Genomic DNA, 21,637 nt, shown 5'->3' on the forward strand with positions numbered 1-21,637 from the left:
TCAGGTCCAGGACCAGGCGTTGACGTTCCAGGGTTCGATGCGCAGGTTGATGTTGCCGGTGAAGCCCTTGAGGCCCGATTTGTAGCCGCGCACGTAGGTGTACTGAAACAGCGGCAGGATGGGCAGGTCCTGGCGGATCAGGCCCTGCACCTGCACGTACACCGCCTTGCGCTGGGCGACGTCCTGGATCGCTGCGCCCTGGGCCAGCAGGTCGTCGACCTTGGCGTTGACGTACTGCGAGTTGTTCTGCCCGGCCCCGCCTTTGGCGTTGGTCGATTGCGAACCGAAGTAGTCGCGGGTGTCGGGGTCGGCACCGGTGAGGAAGTTGTTGCCGACGATCACCGAGTCGAATTTGGACTGCACCCAGTACTCGCCCCACATCACCGCAGGCGGCAGGTTGGAGATTTTCATTTCCACACCGATGGCCAGCCAGGTCTGCTGGATGAACTGCTGCGCCTGTTCGCGGATCTGGTTGCCGGCGGTGGTGGAGTTGGTGAACGAGAGGCGCACCCCGCCCTTCTCGCGAATGCCGCCAGCGCCCGGTTTCCAGCCGGCGTCATCGAGCAGCTTGCTGGCCGCCTCGATGTTGAAGCTTTGCTTGGGCAGGTTCGGGTTGTAGTAGGCCGACTGTTGCGGCATGTAGGTTTCGGTGGGCAGCACCAGGCCGAAATACAACTCGTCGATGATGGTCTTCTTGTCGATGGCCATGTACAGCGCCTGGCGCACGACGGGGTCCTTGAACTGCGGGCGCTCCATGTTCAGGGTCACCGACTCGATGGTGGCCACCGGCAGGATCACCACGGTGCGCCCGGCCAGGTCCTTGGCTTCCTCGTAATGGTCGGGGGTGATGCCCTGCATGGCAGTGACGTCGATGTCGCCGGTCTTGAACTGGGTGTAGAGCACGGTCAGGTCGGGGATGTATTTGAAGATCACGCTTTCGATCTGCGGCTGGGTACCGTGATAGTCCGGGTTGGCCTTGAGCTGGATGTGATCGCCAGCCACCCGCGTGCCCCACTTGAACGGACCGGTGCCGATCGGTGCGTTGTTGAACGGTGCCGTGTTGACGTCGGCGGCGACCGAGAGAATGTGCTTGGGCACCATGAAGGTGGACGACAGGATCGAGGCGTAGGGTGCGTAGGATTTCTCCATGCGCCAGTGGATTTCGGTGGGCGAAACCACGGTGATGTCGCGCAGCAGGTCATGGCCGGCGCGGCGACCGCTGCGAAAATTCGGCGAGACGATCAGTTCCAGGGTGTACTTCACGTCTTCGGCGGTGAAGGGCCGGCCGTCGTGCCATTTGGCATCGCTGCGCAGTTTCACTTTCCACTGCAGGCCGTCGGCGGAGATGCCGCCATTGGCCACGGTGGGCACTTCGGTGGCCAGGGCCGGAACGAATTCACCGCTGGGCGAGATGCCGAACAGTGGGTCGAACACGTTCCAGTGGATGCCGTCGTCCACTTCGATGTGCGGCATGTGCGGATTGAAGACGGTAGGTTCCTGGGACAGGCCGATGATCACCTGTCCGGACGGCGGGGCGGCCATGGCCGCGAACGATTGGCTGGCCCGGCCCAGGGGCAGCAGGGTGCCTGCGGCGCCGATGATGGCCATGGCCAGCGCCTGGCGGCGGGTCGGGTTCAACAGGCTGTTGCCTTTATCCGAGTCATCGCGTTGCGACATGCTGAAGCTCCCACAGTAAGGAAGAAAGGGCAGGTGGCAGGCGTTGGAAAGCGTTCTGGACGCTGGACCCGGGCTCGTTCGAACGAGCTTCTGCAGGGCTGTTGCCGAGTGATCGGGTGGCTCTAGAATCCGGAAATGGGCCGTGGGCTGGAACCATCGCTGAAGCGCGAGAGGCGAAACGCTTGGGGATCGACGATCGGGGTTTCACCGGTGACCAGATTGGCCATCAGCCTTCCTGCCGCCGGACCGATGCCGAAGCCATGACCCGAGAATCCGGTGGCGATGAAAAATCCGGGCACACCGTCCACCGCCGAGATCACCGGCACGGCATCGGGCGTGACATCGATCATGCCGCCCCAGCGCTGGGCGATCCGCACGTTGGCGAACACCGGGAAGGCGTTGGTCAGGCTGGCCAGGGCGCGGTTGGTTTGCCGGATCGATGGCACCGGATCGAGCACGCGGCGGTATTCGAACGGGCTGGCTTCGTCCAGTGCCCAGCGCTTGGGCAGCACGGCTTCCTGGAAAAAACGCTGGCCCAGGCGAAACGACAGTGATTTGTGCTCCTGCTGCAGCGCAGCCCAGAACTGCCGCGCGTAGCGAAAGGAGTCGGGGACGATGTCGGCGATGTTCTCGTGGCCGGAAGCGACGGTGTAGCCGCCGTCCTGGCGTCTGCGCACGGCGAAGTCCATTGCCCAGATGGCGGATTCCGGGCCGCCCTGCAGGGGCGAGGTACGGATCACCGAATTGAGCACCTTGAGCTGCGGCAAATGCACCTTCAACGGTGAGCAGAACAGGCTCGACCACGCGCCACCGGCCAGCACCACGGACGTGCAGGCGATCGCGCCGCGCTCGGTGATGACGCCGCTGACCCGGCCTGCCGCACGCTCGATGCCACGCACCGCGCACTCGGTGAAGATCATCGCGCCCTTGGCCCGCGCCGCTTCGGCAATCGCCGGTGCCGCCTGCTGCGGTTCGGCGCGACCGTCATCGGGGGTGTACAGCGCACCCTTGATGCGCAAACGCTCGGCGCCGGGCAGCACCGCGGCCAAGTCGCTGCCCGAAAGCATCCGCGCACGCACCGGGTAATCGTCCAGATTGGCCTTCCAGCGCTCGTGCTCCGCGTAGCTTTGATCGTCCGCGCAGGTGAACAGAATGCCGGCGCGGGTGTAGCCGACGTCCTTGCCGATGCGCGCGGCCAGGTCGCCCCAGATGTTCAGGGCATGGGCCATCAGCGGCAGTTCACGGGGGTCGCGGCGCGAGATGCGCACCCAGCCCCAGTTGCGACTGGACTGCTCGTGACCGATGCCACCTTTCTCGCACAGCGCCACTGTCAAGCCGCGTTCGGCAAGCTCCAGCGCCGTGGAGGCACCGACGATGCCACCACCGATCACTACCACATCGACACGCTCCGGAAGATGTTCATCACCCTGTACGGGTACTACGCGAGGTCCTGGCATCGCTGGCTGTTCTCCTGATGGGTCATCAATGAATGGGCGCTGCGAGGGCCCGGATATTGCAGCGCATTTGCAGTGCCAGTCGGCCTGCCGGGCCATGGCTCGGCAACCGTCGTTTCACGGGAGAGGTCAGCATGCCCCACACCGACTCATCGACACGCCGCCTGCCACGCTGCAACACTCAAGGCACGCAGACGCTGGATCGCTCCTTCGACATTCTCCAGGCGATCGCGGCGCGCGGTGCGCAGGGCGCGACCATCGAAGCGCTCAGCGCCGACACCCAGCTCAGCCGCGCCACCCTGTACCGCCTGCTCAAGGCCATGAAATCCTACGGCTTCGTGCGCCTGCCGCGGCTGCGGGGTCCCTACTTTCTGGGTTACCAATTGCTCAGCCTCGGTGCCCAGGCCGGCAACACCGGCGGCGTGCGCGAATTGGCTCGTCCGGCCTTGCTGCGCCTGTGCGAGACCTTTCAGGACAGCTTCTTTCTGTTCGTTCAGGACGGCTACTACGCCCTGTGCCTGGAGCTGCACGAAGGCGCCAATCCCACCCAGAGCTTTGCCCACTGCGTAGGTGCGCGCGTGCTGAGCGGCGTTGGCCAGGGCTCGCTGGCGCTGCTCAGCCACCTGCCCACTGCGGCCCGTGCGCAGATTCTGGAACACAACGCGCCACGGTTGCTGCGTGAATATGCCATCAGTGACAGCGCCCTGCGCTCCACCTTCAAGCAGGTGCGCCAGCAAGGTTACGCCTGCGGCCTGGCCGATCGCGTGCTGCCGCTGCACACCGGCGTGGCGGTGCCTATCCTCGATGCCAGCGCCGCCCCGGTTGGGGCGCTGAGCTGCGCCTTGCCCAGCGTGCGCATGACCCCGCTTTACCAGCACCGATTGGTGCAGGCCATGCGCAAGGAAGCCGCTAGCATCGCGCAACGGCTGGGCGCCTGAATGAGCGAGCCTCATCGGGCGAACCGGGCGAAACGAAACGGCGCAGGATCGACCAGGGGTTGGTCGCCGGTGATCAGGTCGGCCATCAGGTGGCCGGCGCCTGGCCCGATGCCGAAACCATGCCCGGAGAAGCCGGTGGCCAGATAGAAGCCTGGCAGGCTCTGCACCTGATCCATCACCGGGACGATGTCGGGTGTGACATCGATCAACCCCGCCCAGCGCTGCTCGATCCGCGCCTGGGCAAAGATCGGGAATTGCTCGGCGAGCATGCTCAGGGCCTTGTCGAGGTAGGCATCCACCGGCTTGGGATCGTACAAACGCTGTGTCTCGAACGGTGAAGCCTGGGCATTGCTCCAGCGTTTGGGGGTGTTGAGTTCCTGCCAGCTCTGGCGGGTCACGCGCAGGCGGTATTCGTGGTGATGCGCCCTGACCATGGGCAGAAAATCAGGCAGGTAGCGAAAGCTGTCCGGCACCAGTGCCGCCACGTTGGCGTTGCGCAGGGCCACGGTGTAGCCGCCGTCGGCGCGCTTTCTGAACGAGACCTTCTCGGTGGCCACGGCGCACTCCGGCCCGCCCGGCAGCGGTCCGGTGCGCATCACCGAACCGAGCACGCGCAGCTGCGGCAGGCGGATGCCCAGGTTGCCGCAGAACAGGCTCGACCAGGCGCCCGCCGCCAGCACGACGCTGGTGCATTTGATTTCGCCCAGTTCGGTGACCACCGAGCTGACCTTTCCCCCAGTAGTTTCGACGCTGCGCGCGGCACAGCGCACGAACAGCTTGGCACCGCGTACGCGCGCCCCTTCGGCGATGGCCGCCGTGGCGATGTCCGGTTCGGCGCGACCGTCGCTTTCAGTGAACAGCGCACCGGTCCAGGAGGCCGGAACCTTGGCTTGCAGGCGCGCCTGAATCTGGACGGTGTCGAGCAGCCGCGCCTCGATGCCCAGCGGTTTCGCCTGATCCAGCCAACTGACCTTGGCCGCCAATTCGGCTGCGGATTCGCAGGCATAGAGAATGCCGGAGCGCGTGAAGCCAGTCTCGTGGTGCAGCTTGCTGGCCCAGCCGTCCCACAGTTTCAGGCTGGCAATGGCCAATGGCACTTCGGCGACGTCACGGCCCATGGTCCGTACCCAGCCCCAATTGCGCGACGACTGCTCGTGGGCGATGCCGCTCTTTTCCACCAGCACCACCGACACGCCCCGCTCGGCCAGGAAGAAGGCCGTGCACACGCCAATGATGCCGCCGCCGATGATCACCACATCGGCGCTGTCGGGCAGTGAAGTGTCGCTGTCGACGTGGGAAATGAGCGGGTACATGGGAACGCCTGCCGATGTCGGTGTCCCTACATCTACGCCTTCAAACCGCGAGCGGCAAGTCTCGGGGACGCGGTGCGCTCATGCTCTCACATGCTGAGACAAAGGCCGGGGCAATGGAAAATAATCAGGATTTTTTTCAGTCATGTTTTGCAACACCTTAGCCACCATGAGACGTGGCCTGCGGCCATTACCACCGGGCACGTTGTCGCAGGCAACGCCCGCTCGGGCGGTTGCGCTGAATCGTTTCAGATGCGATAACAAATAAGCAAACGGCGCGAAAATCTCAAACAAAGCAGATTACAGGGCCCATGCACGCCGTACGCCGGCGATCCTGCTGTGCCCCTCCTGACCCGCCGATTTGTGCCACCGCTGCGTGGCGATTTGCTTTTCACCGAGCCTGCCTTCCAACCTCATCGAGGCCATTCATTCGGCGCGCCCAAGCGCCGTGCTGCAAAAAAGGAACGGACCATTGAGCAATCAATCCACTCCGAACACCCCCCTCTCTCGCCTGTGCGACAAGATCGGCATCCCCTACCCCATGTTCTGGGGCTTCGTCGGCCTGCTGATCTTCATGATCGGCGATGGCGTCGAACTCGGTTACCTCTCTCCGTTTCTCAGTGACCGCGGCATGCCCGAAGGCGAAATCGCCATGGTGTTCACGCTGTATGGCGTCACCGTCGGCATCTCCTCCTGGCTGGCCGGTGCACTGTCGAATATCTGGGGGCCAAAACGGGTGATGATGCTGGGCTTGTTGATCTGGAGCGTGTTCGAAGTTCTGTTCCTGATCTATGGCCTGGAAACCCTGAGCTACAAGATGATTCTGCTGACCTACGGTCTGCGCGGCTTCGGCTATCCGTTGTTCGCCTACGGGTTTCTGGTGTGGATCGCCGCCGCGACACCGTCGCGCAAGATGGGTCTGGCGGTGGGCTGGTTCTGGGTGGCTTATGCGGCGGGGCTGCCGACCCTGGGTTCGTTGGTGGCGAGCGTGAGCATTCCGCTGATCGGCGCGTTGCAGACTTTCTGGCTGTCGTTCGCGCTGGTGATCATCGGCGGCCTGATCGGCTTGATCGGCATGCGCGAAGCCCACGGCATGCGGCGCCTGGCACCCGAGGGCGAGAAGCCGTTGGTGTCGATGGCCAAGAACATCACCATCATGTGGTCGCACCCCAAGGTGACCCTGGCCGGTGTGGTGCGCATCATCAATACGTCGTCGATGTTCGGCTTTCTGGTGGTGCTCCCCGGGTTCTTCATGGACACGGTGGGGTTCACGCTGGAGCAATGGCTGCAACTGCTGACCATCGTCTTCGTGTTCAACATCATCGGCAACATGGGTTCCAGCGTCATCAGCACGCGAATCGGTTACCGCAATACCATCCTCTGGCTGGGCGCAGTGGGCAGCACGATCACGACCCCGCTGTTCTTCTTCATGCCGCAGGCCTTTCCCGACAACTTCCTGCTGGCCTCGGTGTTCGGCGCGCTGTATGGCCTGACGCTGGCGTGCTTCGTGCCGTTGTCGGCATTGGCGCCGGCCCTGGCGCCGCACAACAAGGCCGCCGCGCTGTCGGTGCTGAGCCTGGGCGCGGGCGCGTCCACCTGGGTGGGACCTGCGGTGGTGGCGATCTTCAATGAAAGCTTCGGCCTGGAAGGCGTGGTCTGGGCCTTCACCGGCCTGTATGCACTGAGTGCGGTCTTGACGGTGTTCCTGAAGGATCCCGAGCCGGTGCACGAGCCGTTGTTCAGCAAGACCAAACGCCGGATCAAAGTCCGTGCGCCGCGTCTGGACTATCGCTGGGCGCATGCCACCAGGGACTGATCGACCTGTTCAGGGCCGCTCGTAGACGGTGACGCGATTGCGGCCTGCTCGCTTGGACGCATACAGCGCCTGGTCGGCCCACTCGATCAGTTGCTGGTACTCGTTGCTGGGGTAGCCGAGGTCGGCTACGCCCAGGCTGATGGTGAACCGTATGGGACCGCTTTCGTGCTCGACCACTTCGGCCTCGACGGCCAGGCGCAGGCGTTCGGCCAATATGCCGCCGCCGGCCTTGTCGGTGTCGGGCAGCAGCACGGCGAACTCCTCGCCGCCGTAGCGCCCGGCGATGTCGGCGTCGCGGACCAGCCCGCGCAGCACCTGCGCCACGCGCTGGATGACCTGGTCGCCCACCTGGTGCCCATAGGTGTCGTTGACGCGCTTGAAGTGGTCGATGTCGAACATGATCAACGAGGTCGCGTGACCATAGCGGCCATGCCGAACGTACTCGAGTTTAAGTGCCTCTTCCCAGTAGCCGCGGTTGTACAGCCCGGTCAGGCGATCGGTGCTCGACAGCTTCTGCAGTTGCAGGTTGGACGCCTGCAACTGTCGACGGTTGGTGGCCACGTCGGTGACGTCGTAGATGACCACGCAGATGTGGGTCACCTCGCTGTTGGTGGAGCGCAGCGGCAGGATGGTGGTGTTCTGGTACATGAACGCTTCCTGCCCGGTGATCGGCTGGTAGTTCTTGAAGCGCACCAGGTACGGGCGCTGTTCCCAGATGGTGAAGGCCGGCGTGCCGAGGGTGACCACGCTGCTGACCTTCTTGCGAAACCACTCGCGGTCGATCTCCGGGAACAGGTTGAAGAAAGCCTGCCCCATGGCGTCCTTGGGTTGCACGCCGGAGCGGTTTTCCATGAAGGTGTTCCAGACCTGCACCTGGTAATCGCTGTCCAGCACCACCACGCCCACGTCTATGCTCTGGGTGATCGCCAGCAGCCAGTGGAGTTCGTCCAGTTCGATGGGTCTGCTCATGGTTCAGTTCATCAGGTAGTCGAGCTTGTCGCGCAGCAGTTGCACCGAATCCTCGGTGAACAGCAGCAACAGGTCGAAGTGAATGCAGTGGCCTTCCAGGGCGTAGCTGATTTCCACGGTGAGGGTCTTTTTCCAGCGGTGCTTGCCAACGGCGATCAGGTCGTCGATGGCTGCATGGTTACCGAGAATGTGCGGGTGGCTTTGCGAGAACATCACGTCCAGCTGCTGGGCGAGGCCGCTGAGGCAGGCGCCGATGATGACTGAGGACAGGTCCAGGAGCATCTCCAGGTCCGAGTAGTCCAGGGCGCTGCGGTTCATCAATCGCGCCAGGTCGGCGATGTCGCAGTCGTGGAAGATCAGCATGGCTTCGCCGGCAATGCCGCCGCCGATGAAACCCTGGCAGATGGCCGTGCTCGGTTGTCCGCTCTGCACGTCGGTCAGCACCATGTGCAGTTCGCTGACTTCGAGCAGGTTGACGTTGGGCACGGGCAGCTGGATGAACACGCCGAGCACCTTGGCCAGCATGGCGGCGGCCTGGCCCATGGCAACGTTGACGGCTTCGCGCAGGGCGTCGATGAAGCCGATGTGAAAGTTGCTTTCGGTGGCGGGCCGCAGTGCCGCGCTTGTGGTTTTTTCCAGCAAGCCGGCCTTGAGCAGTACGCGGCGCAGCTCTTCAGGCTCAGCCGGCTTCTTGATGAAGGCCAGCGCGCCCAGTTCACGTACCCGACGCAGGGCTTGATCCTGGACGTCGCCCGAGACGACGATGACCTTGCACGGCAGACCCTGCTCGCGCAACGCTGCCAGGACCTGGTAGCCGTCCATGTCGGGCATGGTCAGGTCCAGCAGCATGACGTTGCCCTTGCCTTCACGCACGGCCGCAAGGGCCTGCCGGCCATTCGCCGCCTGGGTGATGGTGGTGTCCCAATCCGTCGGCAGGGCACGCAGCAGCTGCTTGCGGGCCAGGTTGGAGTCGTCGCAGATCAACAGGGGGATGGGCGGCATGTCCTCTCGTTCTCTTCAGGGGGCGACGGGCGTGATCGCCACCGATGCACCATTGGGCACCATACCTCTAAGGACGTGTCCACCGCTACCTTCCGTGATGGCTATCTGCTTTCATTCAGCACGACCGCCGACGCGGCTTGCGCCGCTGCTACAGGGGTCGCAACCGCTCGCGGCGGGCGTTATGCCTGATTGACCGCGTCAACCGCCGACGCGGCTCGCGCCGCTGCTACAGGGGCCACAAGCGCTCACGGCGGGCGGTATGCCTGATTGACCGCGTCAACTGCCGATGCGGCTTGCGCCGCTGCTACAGGGGCCACAACCGCTCGCGACGGGCTTTTGTAGCAGCGGCGCAAGCCGCGTCCGGGTTCACTGCAGTCTGCCTGATTCGCCACATCTGCGACCGACGCAGCTACAGTGGGTGGTTCGGGGGGCAACTTGCCCGGTATATGCTCAAGTTGTATGATGTCTGTTAACAACCCGCCCACAGGACACGGAGACAACAATGCCTAACATCCTCGGTCACAACTTCATCGGCGGCAACCGCAGCGCCAGTGGCGAGCCCAAACTCAAGAGTGTCGACGCCACCACCGGCGAGGCGCTTCCTTATGCCTTCTACCAAGCCACCGATGCCGAAGTCGACGCCGCCTGCCAGGCCGCCGACAACGCCTTCTTGGAATATCGCCAGCTGAGCCCCGCTCGCCGCGCTGAATTCCTCGACGCCATCGCTGACGAACTCGATGCCCTGGGCGATGACTTCGTTGCCGTCGTCTGCCAGGAAACCGCCCTGCCCGCCGGCCGCATTCAAGGCGAACGCGGTCGCACCAGCGGCCAGATGCGCCTGTTCGCAAAGGTCCTGCGCCGCGGCGACTTCCTCGGTGCCCGCATCGACCTCGCCCTGCCAGACCGCAAGCCGCTGCCGCGCGTCGATCTGCGCCAGTACCGCATCGGCGTCGGCCCGGTAGCCGTGTTCGGCGCCAGCAACTTCCCCCTGGCCTTCTCCACGGCCGGTGGCGACACTGCCGCAGCCCTGGCTTCGGGCTGCCCGGTGGTGTTCAAGGCCCACAGCGGCCACATGGCGACAGCCGACCTGGTGGGCACCGCCATCATCCGCGCAGCGGAAAAGACTGGCATGCCCAAGGGCGTGTTCAACATGATCTTCGGTGCCGGCGTCGGTGAGCCGCTGGTCAAGCACCCAGCGATTCAAGCGGTCGGCTTCACCGGCTCGCTGAACGGCGGCAACGCCCTGTGCAAAATGGCCGCCGAACGCGCTCAGCCGATCCCGGTGTTCGCTGAAATGTCCAGCATCAACCCGGTCGTGCTGCTGCCGGACGCCCTGGCCACCCGCGGCGAAACCGTGGCCAAGGAACTGGCGGCTTCGGTGGTGATGGGTGGCGGGCAGTTCTGCACCAACCCGGGCCTGGTGATCGGCGTTCGCTCGCCGGCCTTCAGCGGCTTCCTCGAGCACCTGCAAACGCAGATGGCAGCCCAGGCGCCGCAGACCATGCTCAACGCTGGCGGCCTGCGCAGCTACAGCAAAGGTGTCGAACACCTGCTGGCGCACGAAGGCATCACTCATCTGGCCGGCAATGCACAGGAAGGCCAACAGGCCCAGGCACAGCTGTTCAAGGCCGACGTAAGCCTGCTGCTCAATGGCGACGAACTGCTGCAGGAAGAAGTCTTCGGCCCGGCCACCGTGGTGATCGAAGTCGCCGACGATGCCGAGCTCAAGACCGCCCTGCAATCGCTGCGTGGACAGCTGACCGCCACTCTGATCGGCGAAACTGGTACGGACTTGGTCAAGTACCAGTGGCTGGTGCCGGTGCTGGAGCAGAAAGTTGGTCGCATCCTGGTCAACGGTTACCCGACCGGCGTAGAAGTCTCCGACGCCATGGTCCACGGTGGCCCTTACCCTGCCACCTCCGATGCCCGCGGCACGTCGGTCGGCACCCTGGCCATCGACCGCTTCCTGCGCCCGGTCTGCTACCAGAACTACCCGGACGCGCTGCTGCCCGAAGCACTGCGCAACGCCAACCCGCTAGGCCTGCAGCGCCTGGTGAACGGCGAGTGGAGCTCGCAGCCGATCGCATGATGCAACGGCGGTAACAACGAACGGCGCGATTTCGATCGCGCCGTTTTTTTTGCGTCACTGCCCCGACTTTTTGTTTCAGCTCTGCGACACGTTGCCGATATGGGGGAATCACCAAGACCTTTTCATGGCGGCCGCCATAACCATAACCATGGTCGTCCAGGTCTGACCCTTTACTGTCAGGAGCACATTTATGAACGGCTGGTTCGGCAATATCAGCGTTACCCGAAAACTTGCACTGGGCTTTGGCCTGGTGCTGATATTGACCGCGCTGTTGGCGCTGACCGGCTGGACCAGCTTGAGCAGTCTGATCCAGCGCAGCAACTGGATGAGCGACATTTCCGAGCTCAACAACAGCCTGACCAAGCTGCGCATCGTGCGCCTGCAGTACATGCTGGCCAACGGTGACGACGCCTCGGCGCAGACCGTGCAGAACCAGCTGGCCGCCTTCGAGGCACAGCAAAAGAAACTCATCGACGGTTTCAAGAGCCCGGAAAACCTGGAGCGCCTGAAGGCTCAGGCCGAACAGATCAGCGCCTACCAGAAATCGTTGAACCAGATGCGCGACGGCTACAAGGCCAGTAACACCGCGCGGCAGAACATGGCAGCCACGGCGACAGTGGCCTACGACCTGGTCGACCAGATCGACGCGGCCGTGCTTGCCCTGCCCGACAGCGAGCTGCGCTTCGACGAATACCAGGCCATCAACCGCGCTCGGCAGTTCATCCAGCAGGTGCGCTACGACGTGCTGACCTATACCAGCAACGCCACCGACAAATCCGAGCAGGCCGCTTTTGTCCAGATGGACCGCGCCGTGACCGAGCTGCAACAGCTGGCTCCGCGCCTGCCTACCGAACAGGCTCGCCTGCAGCAACTCAACACGGCCCTGGCCAACTACCGCAACGCGGTTGCCAGCTTCAAGGCGTCGATCGCCCAGATCAATGGCGCGCGCGCCGAGATGACCGTGCAGGGTACGGAAATCGTGCGCCTGAGCGATGAGCTGTACAAGATCCAGATCGAACGCCGCGATGCGGAAAGCGCCGAGGCGCGCAGCTACCAGATCGGCGCGGCGTTGTTGGCATTGATCTTCGGCATCCTGGCCGCCTGGATCATCACCCGGCAGATCACCCGTCCCCTGCAGCAGACCCTGGACGTGGTCGAGCGCATTGCCAGTGGCGACCTCAGCCACGACTTGCAGGTGACCCGCAAGGATGAGCTGGGCGTGCTGCAACAAGGTATCCAGCGCATGGGCACGACCCTGCGTGAGCTGATCGGTGGCATCCGCGACAGCGTCACCCAGATCGCCAGCGCCGCCGAGGAGCTGTCTGCCGTCACCGAGCAGACCAGTGCCGGGGTCAACAATCAAAAGGTCGAGACTGACCAGGTCGCGACCGCCATGCACGAGATGACCGCGACCGTTCAGGAAGTGGCGCGCAACGCCGAGCAGGCCTCGGTCGCCGCCACCACGGCCGACGAGGAAGCGCGCGAAGGCGACAAGGTCGTGGGCGAAGCGATTGCGCAGATCGAGAAGCTGGCTGAAGAAGTTCGCCGCTCCACCGAAGCGATGAACGCGCTGCAGAAGGAAAGCGACAAGATCGGCAGCGTCATGGACGTGATCAAGGCCGTGGCCGAACAGACCAACCTGCTGGCGCTCAACGCGGCCATCGAGGCGGCCCGCGCAGGCGAAGCCGGACGTGGCTTTGCCGTGGTGGCCGATGAAGTTCGCGGACTGGCGCAGCGCACGCAGAAATCCACCGAGGAAATCGAAGGGCTGGTGGCCGGTTTGCAGATGGGCACGCAACAGGTCGCCAGCGTGATGCTCAGCAGCCGCGGCTTGACCGACAGCAGCGTCGAGCTGACGCGCCGCGCGGGCACGTCGCTGGAAAACATCACCCGTACGGTGTCCAGCATCCAGGCCATGAACCAGCAGATCGCCGCAGCCGCCGAACAGCAGAGCTCGGTTGCCGAAGAAATCAGCCGCAGCATCATCAACGTGCGCGACGTGTCGGAACAGACCGCCTCGGCCAGCGAAGAAACCGCTGCCTCAAGCGTCGAACTAGCCCGCCTGGGCAATCAGTTGCAGATGATGGTCAGCCATTTCCGCGTTTGAGGCCCGAATCAGTTTGCGTGTGGTCTGATAGGCCGCAGGGGGCGTTCGCGGCCGATGACCGCTCCCACAGTGACATTCTCTATGGAGGGGTTCACTGCAATCCATGTGGGAGCGGTCATCGGCCGCGAAAAGCGCGCCGCGGTCTATCTGCGCCGCTACCCACGTCGGGTACTCGCTTACTCCACTTCCTTCAACACCCGCTCTTCATGGAAGAACTCATTGGGGTCCACCCCGGCGCGAAAGAAATACCCGTAATCCTCCAGGTAATACAGCGTCTCGACTCGCTTGAGGCTGTCCTCCACGTGCGCGCACCGCAACTTCTTCGCCTGACCGCTCAGGCGGGCGTTGACCTGCGTGGCGGGCACTTGCTGTTCGACCCTGCAGTCGAACGCCTGGCGCGGCTTGCCGTACTCGCCCACCACGCTGTTGCTCATCTTGCCGTCGGTCACAAAGCCCAGCTGCGCGCCGACCGGCATGCTCTTCCAGTCGCCGCTGAAGGCAATGGCATTCAAGCCGATGTTATCCACCATCGGCGCCTCGCCGCTGTACACGGTTTGCTGGGCCAACGCGACCAGCCCACGAAAGCTCACCGCCTGCCCTTCGAAATTGCTGCCCTTTGTGCGCACCGCCAGCAGGCCCGACGCCTTGTCCTGGCTGAACGACTTTTCCTCGATGAACGGCGCACTCTGCCCCTTGAGATGAGCGGTGCCGGTTTCCACCGTTCGTTTCAGCACCTTTGCCGGTGCCGGCAGGTTCAACTGCTTGACCGCCGACAACGCCGGCGCCTGCACCCGGGGAAGGGCCAGCACCAACGGCGCCTTGGTCCGCGGTTTGAACGCCGGCAAGGCGGCCAGGCCCTCGGGCTTGCCGCAAGCCGCGTCGAACAACAGCCGGTAATCCGGATCGCTGCCCTTCACCGAATAAGTCTTGGGCTCGAAGAACACCCCGCCATCGGTCACGGTGTTGTGTTCGTCTAGGTCATACCCGGCCAGCAGGCTGAACGTCTGTTTGCCACAGTCCAGGGCGTAGCGCTCACGCTTCTGTGCATAGGGCGCGTTGTGCGGCTGGTCGTGGCCGATGGTCGGCGAATCGTAGCCGGCCCAGAACTGCAACTGGCCGTCGATGGTGGACAGGCTGTTGCGGTCGATCATCACCCACTGTTCGTCGCCCTTGCCCTTGAGCACCCGCCAATCGGGCTGGGGTGTCGTGGCGCAGGCGCGCTGGAAGGCGGGGCTGGCATTGAGCACCTCCACCTGCGCGGCCGGAATCGGACGAGCCGGCGCGTACTTGCCATCGGGGCTGGCGAAATAGATGCGCTTCACCCCGTCCAGGTAGATCAGGCTGGCATTGGGGCTGGAACACGCCGCATCGACCTGCAGCAGAAAACCGAATGGCGACGTCTCGCTCTTGGGCTGCAACAGCATGAAGCTCAGGCGATCGCCGTTGCGCATCACGCTCTGCGGTACGAGCGGCTGCGACATCGCTTCCTTGAACATGTCTTTCGCCTGTTCGTTGCCCAGGCTGCCATCGGGCCCCTTGCTGGAACAACTGGCCAGCGTGACGGCGGCGGCAAGCAATGCGATGCGCTTCATGATGAGTTCCGAGAGTGGCGATCAGACGTCATGGTAAGCGGCGCATCGAAAGCGGTGCAATCCATCCGCGCTTGTCTCAGCAGGCGTAGGCCGCCAGCTTGTCCTGAATGAAGTCCAGAAAGCACTGAATCCGCAACGCCAACTGAGAGTTGCGGTAGTACACCGCATGGATCGGCTGTCGATAACCGCTGTTGGCCTCGGCCAGCACCACCTGCAAGCGGCCCTGGCGAATGTCTTCGTGGGTCATGAAATGCGACAGGCAGACGATCCCCTGTCCCTCCAGCGCCAGTTGCCGCAAGGTTTCGCCACTGGACGCCGCCATGCGTGGCCGAATCTGCAATCGATCGCCCTCGGCATGGCGCAACGGCCAGTGGTTGAGGGTGTCGGTCTGGGTGAAGCCCAGCAGCACATGCTCGCTCAAGGCCTCGACGGTTTCGGGAACGCCGTAGCGTTCGAGATAGGCAGGGCTGGCCAGAATATTCAACGGGCTGCAACCCAGGGAGCGTGCGTGCAGGGTAGAGTCGGCCAATACACCGATGCGGATGGCGACATCGGTGCTGTGCTCGATCAGGTCGATGATCAGGTCGTCGCTGTTGAGCTCCAGCAGAATGTCCGGGTAGCGCTCGCGGAACTCCGCCACGTACGGCACGATCGCGTGCAGCATGAACGGTGACGCGGCATTGATGCGCAAACGCCCGGCCGGCGTCTGGTGACGCAGCGACAAGCGCTCTTCCAGCTCGTCCATCCGCGCCAGGATGTCCTTGGCCTGCTCGAAGAAAAACCGCCCTTCCTCGGTCAGGTCCATGCGCCGCGTGGTGCGGTTGATCAGGGTGGTGTCCAGCTTGGCTTCAAGCTTGGACAGCGTGCGGCTGACCGCCGATGGCGTCTGGCCGAACTGCTCGGCGGCCGCGGAAATGGAGCCGCTCTGAATGACGGCGACGAAGACTTGCAGCTCATCGGATCGGGATTTCAACGCAGGCCTCATCGGATGTACCCGGACGTGCGCAACATACACCAATCCCTGAGCCGAGCGAGCGTGCCGTCAGCCCAGCACCTTGGCCAGGTGCGCCTCATACCGCGCCACATCGTTGTCGATGTTGGGCATCTTCATCACATCGACGCTGAGAAAGGTCGGCAAGGCCGTCATGTCGAGGAACTCGTTGGCCTTGTGGAACGGGAAATACACCGCATCCACACCCTTGCCTTCGAAGAAGTCGGACGGGTCTTCGAAGGCCTGCTGCGGCGCATTCCAAGTGGCCGAGATCATGTACTGCTTGCCCTTGAGCAAGCCGCCGCTGCCGTACTTCTGCGACGCATCGGAACGGGTCCGGCCGTCATTGGCATACAGGCTGCCATGGCCTTCGGTGAACACTTCGTCGATGTATTTTTTCACGGTCCACGGCGCGCCCATCCACCAGCCTGGCATCTGGTAGATGACCACGTCGGCCCACAGGTATTTCTGCACTTCTTCGGCGATGTCGTAGCCGCCGTCGATGAAGGTCTGCTTCACATCGAAGCCGGCGCGGTCCAGGTAGGCGACGGCTGCGTCGTGCAACGTCTGGTTGTAGCGACCGTCGGAATGGGCGAACTGCTTGCCGCCGTTGAGCAGGAGAATCTTTTTCATGAAAGTGGCCTCGTTGACTGTGCGAGTAATATCGATGGGCGCAGTCTAGAGGCCATGCTGGAACGGAGTAAGGTGGTAAGGCGCAAATGTCTCTTGCGCCAGAGTCACGAATCGCTGGTTATTGTTGCACTCGAGCTGGCACGGTTGAGACCGTGCGCTACAGGAAGCGCACGGTGGCAAAGCCTTACTCCTTGGTCAGGTCCACCAGGGGCGTCTGCCGCACCTCGGTCTGACGACCATCGCGAATCGTGTCGATGGTCTTCAGCGCCTTGTCCACGGCAGGTTTGTCCGCCAGCAAGCTGTAGCTGATGCTGAACTGCTTCTGCTGTTTGGGCTCGATGGTCGGCACCAGATTCAAGGGCCGCTGGTAACGGCGGTTATAGGAAAAACTGGTGCCCGGCTCCAGCCCCGTCACATACCCCTGACCTTGCGTATCGGTGTTCTTCCACAACGAAAACACCGGCAGCTGCTGGACATTGAACCCCACCGCCACGCCCAAGCTACCGGCCTTGTTGTGCAGCACGGTCAGGGTGTCGCCCTTGGCGTCGCCATAGGGCACCACGTTGTAGACGGTCTCGTCGTAGTCCTTGGTCGGCGCGCGATAGGCCTGCCAATCGCCCAGATCGCCCTTGGCCTTGTCGTTGAACGGTGAGACCTGTTTGACCGCTGCGGCGAACTGCGCGCCTTCCTCCAGGAACGGCGTGCTGAAGTTGCTGTGATACAGCGCCTGGTATTCCTTGGGGTAGTCGCCGTTGTTGGTCAGGGTGTCGTTGAGCACGAAGCGCGCCGCGCCGGGTTCGGTCACCAGCTCGGTCTGTACGCTGAAGTCGACCTTCTTGAAGGCCTGCTCCTTCAGCTCGCCACGCACGTGAATCGCATAGGGCGGCGCCTCGTCGATGTGCACCGTGACCTTGCTGGCCGGAATGTTCGCAGCACGACCATGCAAGGTCAGCAACTCGCCGTTGTCCATGCCGGGGTGACCGACCCATTCGTAGCCGCAGCGGGTGACCAGCTCGTTGAACCCCTCAAGCCAGCCGAGACCACCGCGGCCGTTGAGCTCGATGAAGGCCGGATTGACCACCTCTTTCACTGGCGAATCCCAGCCCATGCGCGCATCGCCGACCTGGGCGTGCAGCACGTTCATGCCACGCGTAGGCACCAGCGTCAGCTTCATGGTGCCGTTATCAATATCGATCAGGCTCACACCTTCCTGACGGCCGCCATGCAGGGTTCGCATGGTGATGGAGAACGGCTTGTCGACCTTGACGCCCAACTGCTCGCTGGTAATGCGCTGGTTCTGCGCGGGCTTGTCGGTGTCCAGCAGCACGAAGTCCCACGCCAGGGCGTGGCTGCTGAGGGTGAAGGCGGAAACGGCACAGGCGAGGGGAAGCAGTTTCATGGGAGTGGCCCTTTCTTGGAGTTATGAGGCAGATCAGTGAAACGTTTCAGCTGTTGAGTCTAGTCTGCCTGCGTCCATTTGGAAATCCACCTGTAGCAGCGGCGCGAGCCGCGTCCGCTGCTTGAAACATCTTTCCCCTACTACCTCCAGGCAACTGGTTACTCCATGGGACGCTGGTACGCCTTGACGATCGCCGAGAAATCCAGCCCGCCCTCCCCGCGCAGACTCATCGCCTGATACAACTGCTGCGCCACCGCCCCCAGGATCACCGGCTGGCGGGCCTGCTTCGCCGCCTCGGTCGCCAGCCCCAGATCCTTGAGCATCAAGTCAGCGCCGAACCCGCCGCTGTAGCCCCGTGAAGCCGGTGCGGTTTCCACCACCCCCGGCCAGGGGTTGTAGGTGTCCGAACTCCAGCAGCGCCCGGTAGAACTGTTGATGATTCCGGCCAGCACTTGCGTATCGATGCCCAGCGCATTGCCCAGGGCCATCGCCTCCGACACCCCGACCATGGAAATCCCCAGCAGCAGGTTGTTGCAGATCTTGGCGATCTGCCCGGTGCCGACCTCGCCACAGTGAACGATGTTGCGCCCCATCTGCGCCAGCACTGGCTGCAACTGGCCGAACAGTTCGGCCGATGCGCCGACCATGAACGTCAGGGTGCCCGCCTGGGCGCCGCCAGTGCCACCGGATACCGGCGCATCGGCCAGGTCGACACCCTGCTTGGCCGCTGCCGCGGCGATGTCGCGCGCAGTTTGCGGATCGATGGTGCTGCAATCCACGGCCGGCGTACCTGAGCGAATCCCCGCCAGCACGCCTTCCTCGCCTAGATAGACGCTGCGCACATGCGCCGCTGCCGGCAGCATGGTAATCACCAACTCGCCCTGCGCAGCGGCATCCTTGGGCGATGCGCTGATATGCCCGCCCAGCTGCGCCAGTTCGGCAAGCACAGCCTGGTTGAGATCGAACAGGTGCAACGTATGGCCGGCCTTGAGCAGGTTGCGCGCCATGGGTGCGCCCATGTTGCCCAGGCCAATGAAAGCAATGTTCATGGCGGTGCTCCTACTTCAGGTTGATGGTGGTGTTGACGCCATCGTTCACGCTGTCGTCATCGAACCAGCGCGCCGTGACCGTCTTGGTCTGGGTATAGAACTGCACCACCTGCTTGCCGTAGGGCCCCAGGTCGCCGAGTTTGGAACCGCGCGATCCGGTGAAGCTGAACGAAGGCACCGGCACGGGAATCGGGATATTGATACCCACCTGGCCCACGTCGATCTCGCTCTGGAACTTGCGCGCCGCCGCACCGCTCTGGGTGAAAAGCCCCACACCGTTACCGAACGGATTGGCGTTGACCAGGGCGATGGCGTCATCGAGGGTGTCGACTTCCAGCGTGATCAGCACCGGCCCGAAAATCTCCTGGGTGTAGATCTGCATGTCCGTGGTGACACCGCTGAACAAGGTCGGACCCACGAAGTTGCCTTGCTCGTAACCGGGCACCTGCACGCCGCGGCCATCGAGTTCCAGCTTGGCGCCCTCTTGCACACCGCTGTCGATCAAGCCGGTGACACGCTCCAGCGCACGACGGGAAATCACCGGCCCCACGTCAGTGCCCGGCTCACTGCCCGCGTTGACCTTGAGCTTCTGCGCCAACGCCTTCAAATCCGGAATCCACTCACGCGACTTGCCCACCAGTACGGCCACCGAAGTCGCCATGCAGCGCTGCCCGGCTGCACCGAACGCAGCACCGACCAAAGCGTTGAGGGTTTGCTCGCGATTGGCGTCCGGCAGTACCACCGCGTGGTTCTTGGCGCCCATCATCGACTGCACGCGTTTGCCGTGCTTGCCCGCCAGGTCATACACATGGGTACCGACCGCGGTCGAACCGACGAACGACACCGCCTTGATATCGGTGTGGGTGCACAATGCATCCACCACTTCCTTGCCGCCGTGCACCACGTTCAGCACCCCCGGCGGCACGCCGGCCTCCAGTGCCAGCTCTACCAGCTGGACCGTGGACAGCGGGTCCTGCTCGGACGGCTTGAGCACGAAGGTATTGCCGCAAACGATGGCCATGGGGAACATCCACAGCGGAATCATCGCCGGGAAGTTGAACGGGGTAATCCCGGCACAGACGCCGATGGGCTGACGCAAGGTGTAGGTGTCGACGCCGCCAGCGACGTTCTCGGCGAACTCGCCCATCTGCAGGCTGCCGATCGAGCAGGCGTGCTCGACCACTTCCAGACCGCGGAAGATATCGCCTTCGGCGTCGGCAATGGTCTTGCCTTGCTCGGCGCTCAAGGTCTGCGCGATACGCTTGGAATGTTCCCGAATCAATGCCTGCAACTTGAGCATGATGCGCATGCGTGCGCCCAGCGGCGTCAGTCGCCAGGTCTTGAATGCCCGCTGCGCGGCGGCTACCGCAGCATCGACTTCATCGGTCGTGGCGAAGGGCACACGCGCCAGCACTTGCTGGGTGGCCGGGTTTACGATATCGCGCCATTCCTGAGTGGTCGATGCGACCCATTGGCCATCGATCAGCAGTTTCACATCGTCGAGCTTGCTGGCATTCGGTTGAACGGACACGTTCATGGATGACCTCCGCGTATTTATTGTTGTGGCGAGATGGTTCTGCGGTGGAGTATAGAGGCTGCAAACATCTAACAAGAACCCACAATAAAGCCGGTCCAACATGCAAAAAGACCTTAGCAGCCTGAACTGGGACGACCTCAAGTTCTTCCTCGAAGTGGCCCGCACCCGCAAGGCCAGCATTGCAGCCAAGCGCCTGGGCGTGGACTACACCACCGTCTCGCGACGCATCGGCTCGCTGGAAAACGCGCTGGGTACCCTGCTGTTCGAAAAATCACGGACCACCGGCTTCGTCCTCACCGCCGAAGGGCAGCGCCTGCTCGCGTCGGCCGAATCCATGGAAAGCACCCTGCACATGGCCTGCGAGCAGGTGTCCGGCTCCGGCGTGGCACTGTCCGGGCATATCCGCATGGGCTGCACCGAAGGCTTCGGCAGCTTCTTCATCACCCCGCAACTGAGCCACTTCGTCGACACCTACCCGGCGATCTCGGTCGACATCCTGCCGCTGCCACACTTCATCAGCCTCTCCAAGCGCGAAGCCGATATCGTCATCGCGCTCGAACGCCCCGAACACGGCCCCTACGTCTGCTGCAAGCTCTGCGATTACCGACTGAAACTGTATGCCACACGCACCTACTTGGATCGCCACCCGCCCATCGACAGCAGCGCCCAACTCAGCGGCCACCGCTTCATCAGCTACGTCGACGACCTGGCATTCAGCTCCGAGCTGCTCTACCTGAGCAAACTGCTGCCCAACGTCAACGCCGGCCTGCGCAGCACCAGCGTGATCGCCCAGTACACCGCGGCGCTCCAGGGGCATGGCCTGGTCATCCTGCCCTGCTTCCTGGCCGCCCAGGACGAACGCCTGGTCGAAGTTCTGCCCCAGGAGGTCGACATCACCCGGCAGTTCTGGATGTACTGCCGCGAGGACCTGCGCAAGCTAAAACGGATTACGCTGTTGTGGGATTACATCCGCAACGTCACCGACCGCAACGCACCGCTATTGATGGGCACCCCCGCCCCCCTGTAGCAGCGGCGCCAGCCGCGTCCCGCTTCACCGCTTCACCGCTTCAGGTA

General features: G+C 63.4%; 16 protein-coding genes and 1 pseudogene. 6 read left to right on the top strand and 11 right to left on the bottom strand.

Features of this window, described 5'->3' with window-relative positions:
* On the bottom strand, positions 1-1,677 hold the full coding sequence (locus tag LT40_RS13110; RefSeq protein ID WP_043190853.1) for a peptide ABC transporter substrate-binding protein: 1,677 nt from the start codon (positions 1,675-1,677) through the stop codon (positions 1-3).
* A 122-nt stretch (positions 1,678-1,799) separates the two neighbouring features.
* Positions 1,800-3,134, bottom strand: a complete 1,335-nt coding sequence (locus LT40_RS13115; protein ID WP_043190856.1) for an NAD(P)/FAD-dependent oxidoreductase — start codon at positions 3,132-3,134, stop codon at positions 1,800-1,802.
* Between the two features lie 131 nt (positions 3,135-3,265).
* Here LT40_RS13115 and LT40_RS13120 point away from each other — a divergent pair, with 131 nt between their 5' ends.
* The gene (locus LT40_RS13120) at positions 3,266-4,069 is read left to right on the top strand and encodes an IclR family transcriptional regulator (protein ID WP_052393429.1); all 804 of its coding nucleotides are present in this window, start codon (positions 3,266-3,268) and stop codon (positions 4,067-4,069) included.
* Positions 4,070-4,080: 11 nt separating this feature from the next.
* Here the strand turns inward: LT40_RS13120 and LT40_RS13125 are convergent, their stop codons facing one another.
* Positions 4,081-5,382 carry an NAD(P)/FAD-dependent oxidoreductase gene (locus LT40_RS13125; RefSeq protein ID WP_043190858.1) on the bottom strand — a complete coding sequence of 434 codons (1,302 nt, stop codon included), beginning with the start codon at positions 5,380-5,382 and terminating at the stop codon, positions 4,081-4,083.
* Between the two features lie 469 nt (positions 5,383-5,851).
* Between LT40_RS13125 and LT40_RS13130 the strand changes: the two genes are divergently transcribed.
* On the top strand, positions 5,852-7,195 hold the full coding sequence (locus LT40_RS13130; protein WP_043190860.1) for an MFS transporter: 1,344 nt from the start codon (positions 5,852-5,854) through the stop codon (positions 7,193-7,195).
* 9 nt (positions 7,196-7,204) lie between these two features.
* On the opposite strand, the gene LT40_RS13135 is transcribed toward LT40_RS13130, so the two are convergent.
* Entirely contained in the window at positions 7,205-8,164 is a 960-nt protein-coding gene (locus LT40_RS13135; RefSeq protein WP_043190861.1) for a sensor domain-containing diguanylate cyclase, read from the bottom strand.
* A gap of 3 nt (positions 8,165-8,167) precedes the next feature.
* A complete protein-coding gene (locus LT40_RS13140; protein WP_043190862.1) occupies positions 8,168-9,166 on the bottom strand; it encodes a response regulator in 999 nt (332 codons plus the stop codon).
* 502 nt (positions 9,167-9,668) lie between these two features.
* Here LT40_RS13140 and LT40_RS13145 point away from each other — a divergent pair.
* From LT40_RS13145 to LT40_RS22055, 3 genes and pseudogenes are all read left to right on the top strand, one after another.
* Positions 9,669-11,255: an aldehyde dehydrogenase (NADP(+)) gene (locus tag LT40_RS13145; RefSeq protein WP_043190864.1), complete on the top strand. Its 1,587-nt coding sequence runs from the start codon at positions 9,669-9,671 to the stop codon at positions 11,253-11,255.
* A gap of 325 nt (positions 11,256-11,580) precedes the next feature.
* Positions 11,581-12,459 (top strand): annotated as a pseudogene (locus tag LT40_RS22050) (methyl-accepting chemotaxis protein); the annotation flags it as partial.
* 198 nt (positions 12,460-12,657) lie between these two features.
* On the top strand, positions 12,658-13,362 hold the full coding sequence (locus LT40_RS22055; protein ID WP_420329690.1) for a methyl-accepting chemotaxis protein: 705 nt from the start codon (positions 12,658-12,660) through the stop codon (positions 13,360-13,362).
* Between the two features lie 176 nt (positions 13,363-13,538).
* Here LT40_RS22055 and LT40_RS13155 read toward each other — a convergent pair whose 3' ends face one another.
* The 6 genes from LT40_RS13155 to LT40_RS13180 form a co-directional block, all read right to left on the bottom strand.
* Positions 13,539-14,954: a hypothetical protein gene (locus tag LT40_RS13155; RefSeq protein WP_043190866.1), complete on the bottom strand. Its 1,416-nt coding sequence runs from the start codon at positions 14,952-14,954 to the stop codon at positions 13,539-13,541.
* Positions 14,955-15,030: 76 nt separating this feature from the next.
* Positions 15,031-15,927, bottom strand: a complete 897-nt coding sequence (locus LT40_RS13160) for a LysR family transcriptional regulator (RefSeq protein ID WP_043190867.1) — start codon at positions 15,925-15,927, stop codon at positions 15,031-15,033.
* Positions 15,928-15,996: 69 nt separating this feature from the next.
* Entirely contained in the window at positions 15,997-16,578 is a 582-nt protein-coding gene (gene mdaB, locus LT40_RS13165; RefSeq protein ID WP_043190868.1) for an NADPH:quinone oxidoreductase MdaB, read from the bottom strand.
* Between the two features lie 184 nt (positions 16,579-16,762).
* A complete protein-coding gene (locus LT40_RS13170; protein ID WP_043190870.1) occupies positions 16,763-17,977 on the bottom strand; it encodes an aldose 1-epimerase family protein in 1,215 nt (404 codons plus the stop codon).
* Positions 17,978-18,135: 158 nt separating this feature from the next.
* Positions 18,136-19,026 (bottom strand): 3-hydroxyisobutyrate dehydrogenase, encoded by an 891-nt coding sequence (gene mmsB, locus LT40_RS13175; RefSeq protein WP_043190872.1) that lies wholly within the window; start codon positions 19,024-19,026, stop codon positions 18,136-18,138.
* Positions 19,027-19,036: 10 nt separating this feature from the next.
* Positions 19,037-20,563 (bottom strand): CoA-acylating methylmalonate-semialdehyde dehydrogenase, encoded by a 1,527-nt coding sequence (locus tag LT40_RS13180; protein ID WP_043190876.1) that lies wholly within the window; start codon positions 20,561-20,563, stop codon positions 19,037-19,039.
* A gap of 100 nt (positions 20,564-20,663) precedes the next feature.
* On the opposite strand from LT40_RS13180, the gene LT40_RS13185 reads away from it, so the two are divergent.
* A complete protein-coding gene (locus LT40_RS13185; protein ID WP_043190879.1) occupies positions 20,664-21,590 on the top strand; it encodes a LysR family transcriptional regulator in 927 nt (308 codons plus the stop codon).
* The last annotated feature ends 47 nt before the right edge of the window (positions 21,591-21,637 follow it).

Source organism: Pseudomonas rhizosphaerae, from assembly GCF_000761155.1.
GTDB lineage: Bacteria > Pseudomonadota > Gammaproteobacteria > Pseudomonadales > Pseudomonadaceae > Aquipseudomonas > Aquipseudomonas rhizosphaerae.

Coding starts and splice junctions, on each gene's coding strand:
- LT40_RS13110 (WP_043190853.1), bottom strand. CDS start 1,677: ATGTCGCAACGCGATGACTCGGATAAAGGCAACAGCCTGTTGAACCCG.
- LT40_RS13115 (WP_043190856.1), bottom strand. CDS start 3,134: ATGCCAGGACCTCGCGTAGTACCCGTACAGGGTGATGAACATCTTCCG.
- LT40_RS13120 (WP_052393429.1), top strand. CDS start 3,266: ATGCCCCACACCGACTCATCGACACGCCGCCTGCCACGCTGCAACACT.
- LT40_RS13125 (WP_043190858.1), bottom strand. CDS start 5,382: ATGTACCCGCTCATTTCCCACGTCGACAGCGACACTTCACTGCCCGAC.
- LT40_RS13135 (WP_043190861.1), bottom strand. CDS start 8,164: ATGAGCAGACCCATCGAACTGGACGAACTCCACTGGCTGCTGGCGATC.
- LT40_RS13140 (WP_043190862.1), bottom strand. CDS start 9,166: ATGCCGCCCATCCCCCTGTTGATCTGCGACGACTCCAACCTGGCCCGC.
- LT40_RS13145 (WP_043190864.1), top strand. CDS start 9,669: ATGCCTAACATCCTCGGTCACAACTTCATCGGCGGCAACCGCAGCGCC.
- LT40_RS22055 (WP_420329690.1), top strand. CDS start 12,658: ATGACCGCGACCGTTCAGGAAGTGGCGCGCAACGCCGAGCAGGCCTCG.
- LT40_RS13155 (WP_043190866.1), bottom strand. CDS start 14,954: ATGAAGCGCATCGCATTGCTTGCCGCCGCCGTCACGCTGGCCAGTTGT.
- mdaB (WP_043190868.1), bottom strand. CDS start 16,578: ATGAAAAAGATTCTCCTGCTCAACGGCGGCAAGCAGTTCGCCCATTCC.
- LT40_RS13170 (WP_043190870.1), bottom strand. CDS start 17,977: ATGAAACTGCTTCCCCTCGCCTGTGCCGTTTCCGCCTTCACCCTCAGC.
- mmsB (WP_043190872.1), bottom strand. CDS start 19,026: ATGAACATTGCTTTCATTGGCCTGGGCAACATGGGCGCACCCATGGCG.
- LT40_RS13180 (WP_043190876.1), bottom strand. CDS start 20,563: ATGAACGTGTCCGTTCAACCGAATGCCAGCAAGCTCGACGATGTGAAA.
- LT40_RS13185 (WP_043190879.1), top strand. CDS start 20,664: ATGCAAAAAGACCTTAGCAGCCTGAACTGGGACGACCTCAAGTTCTTC.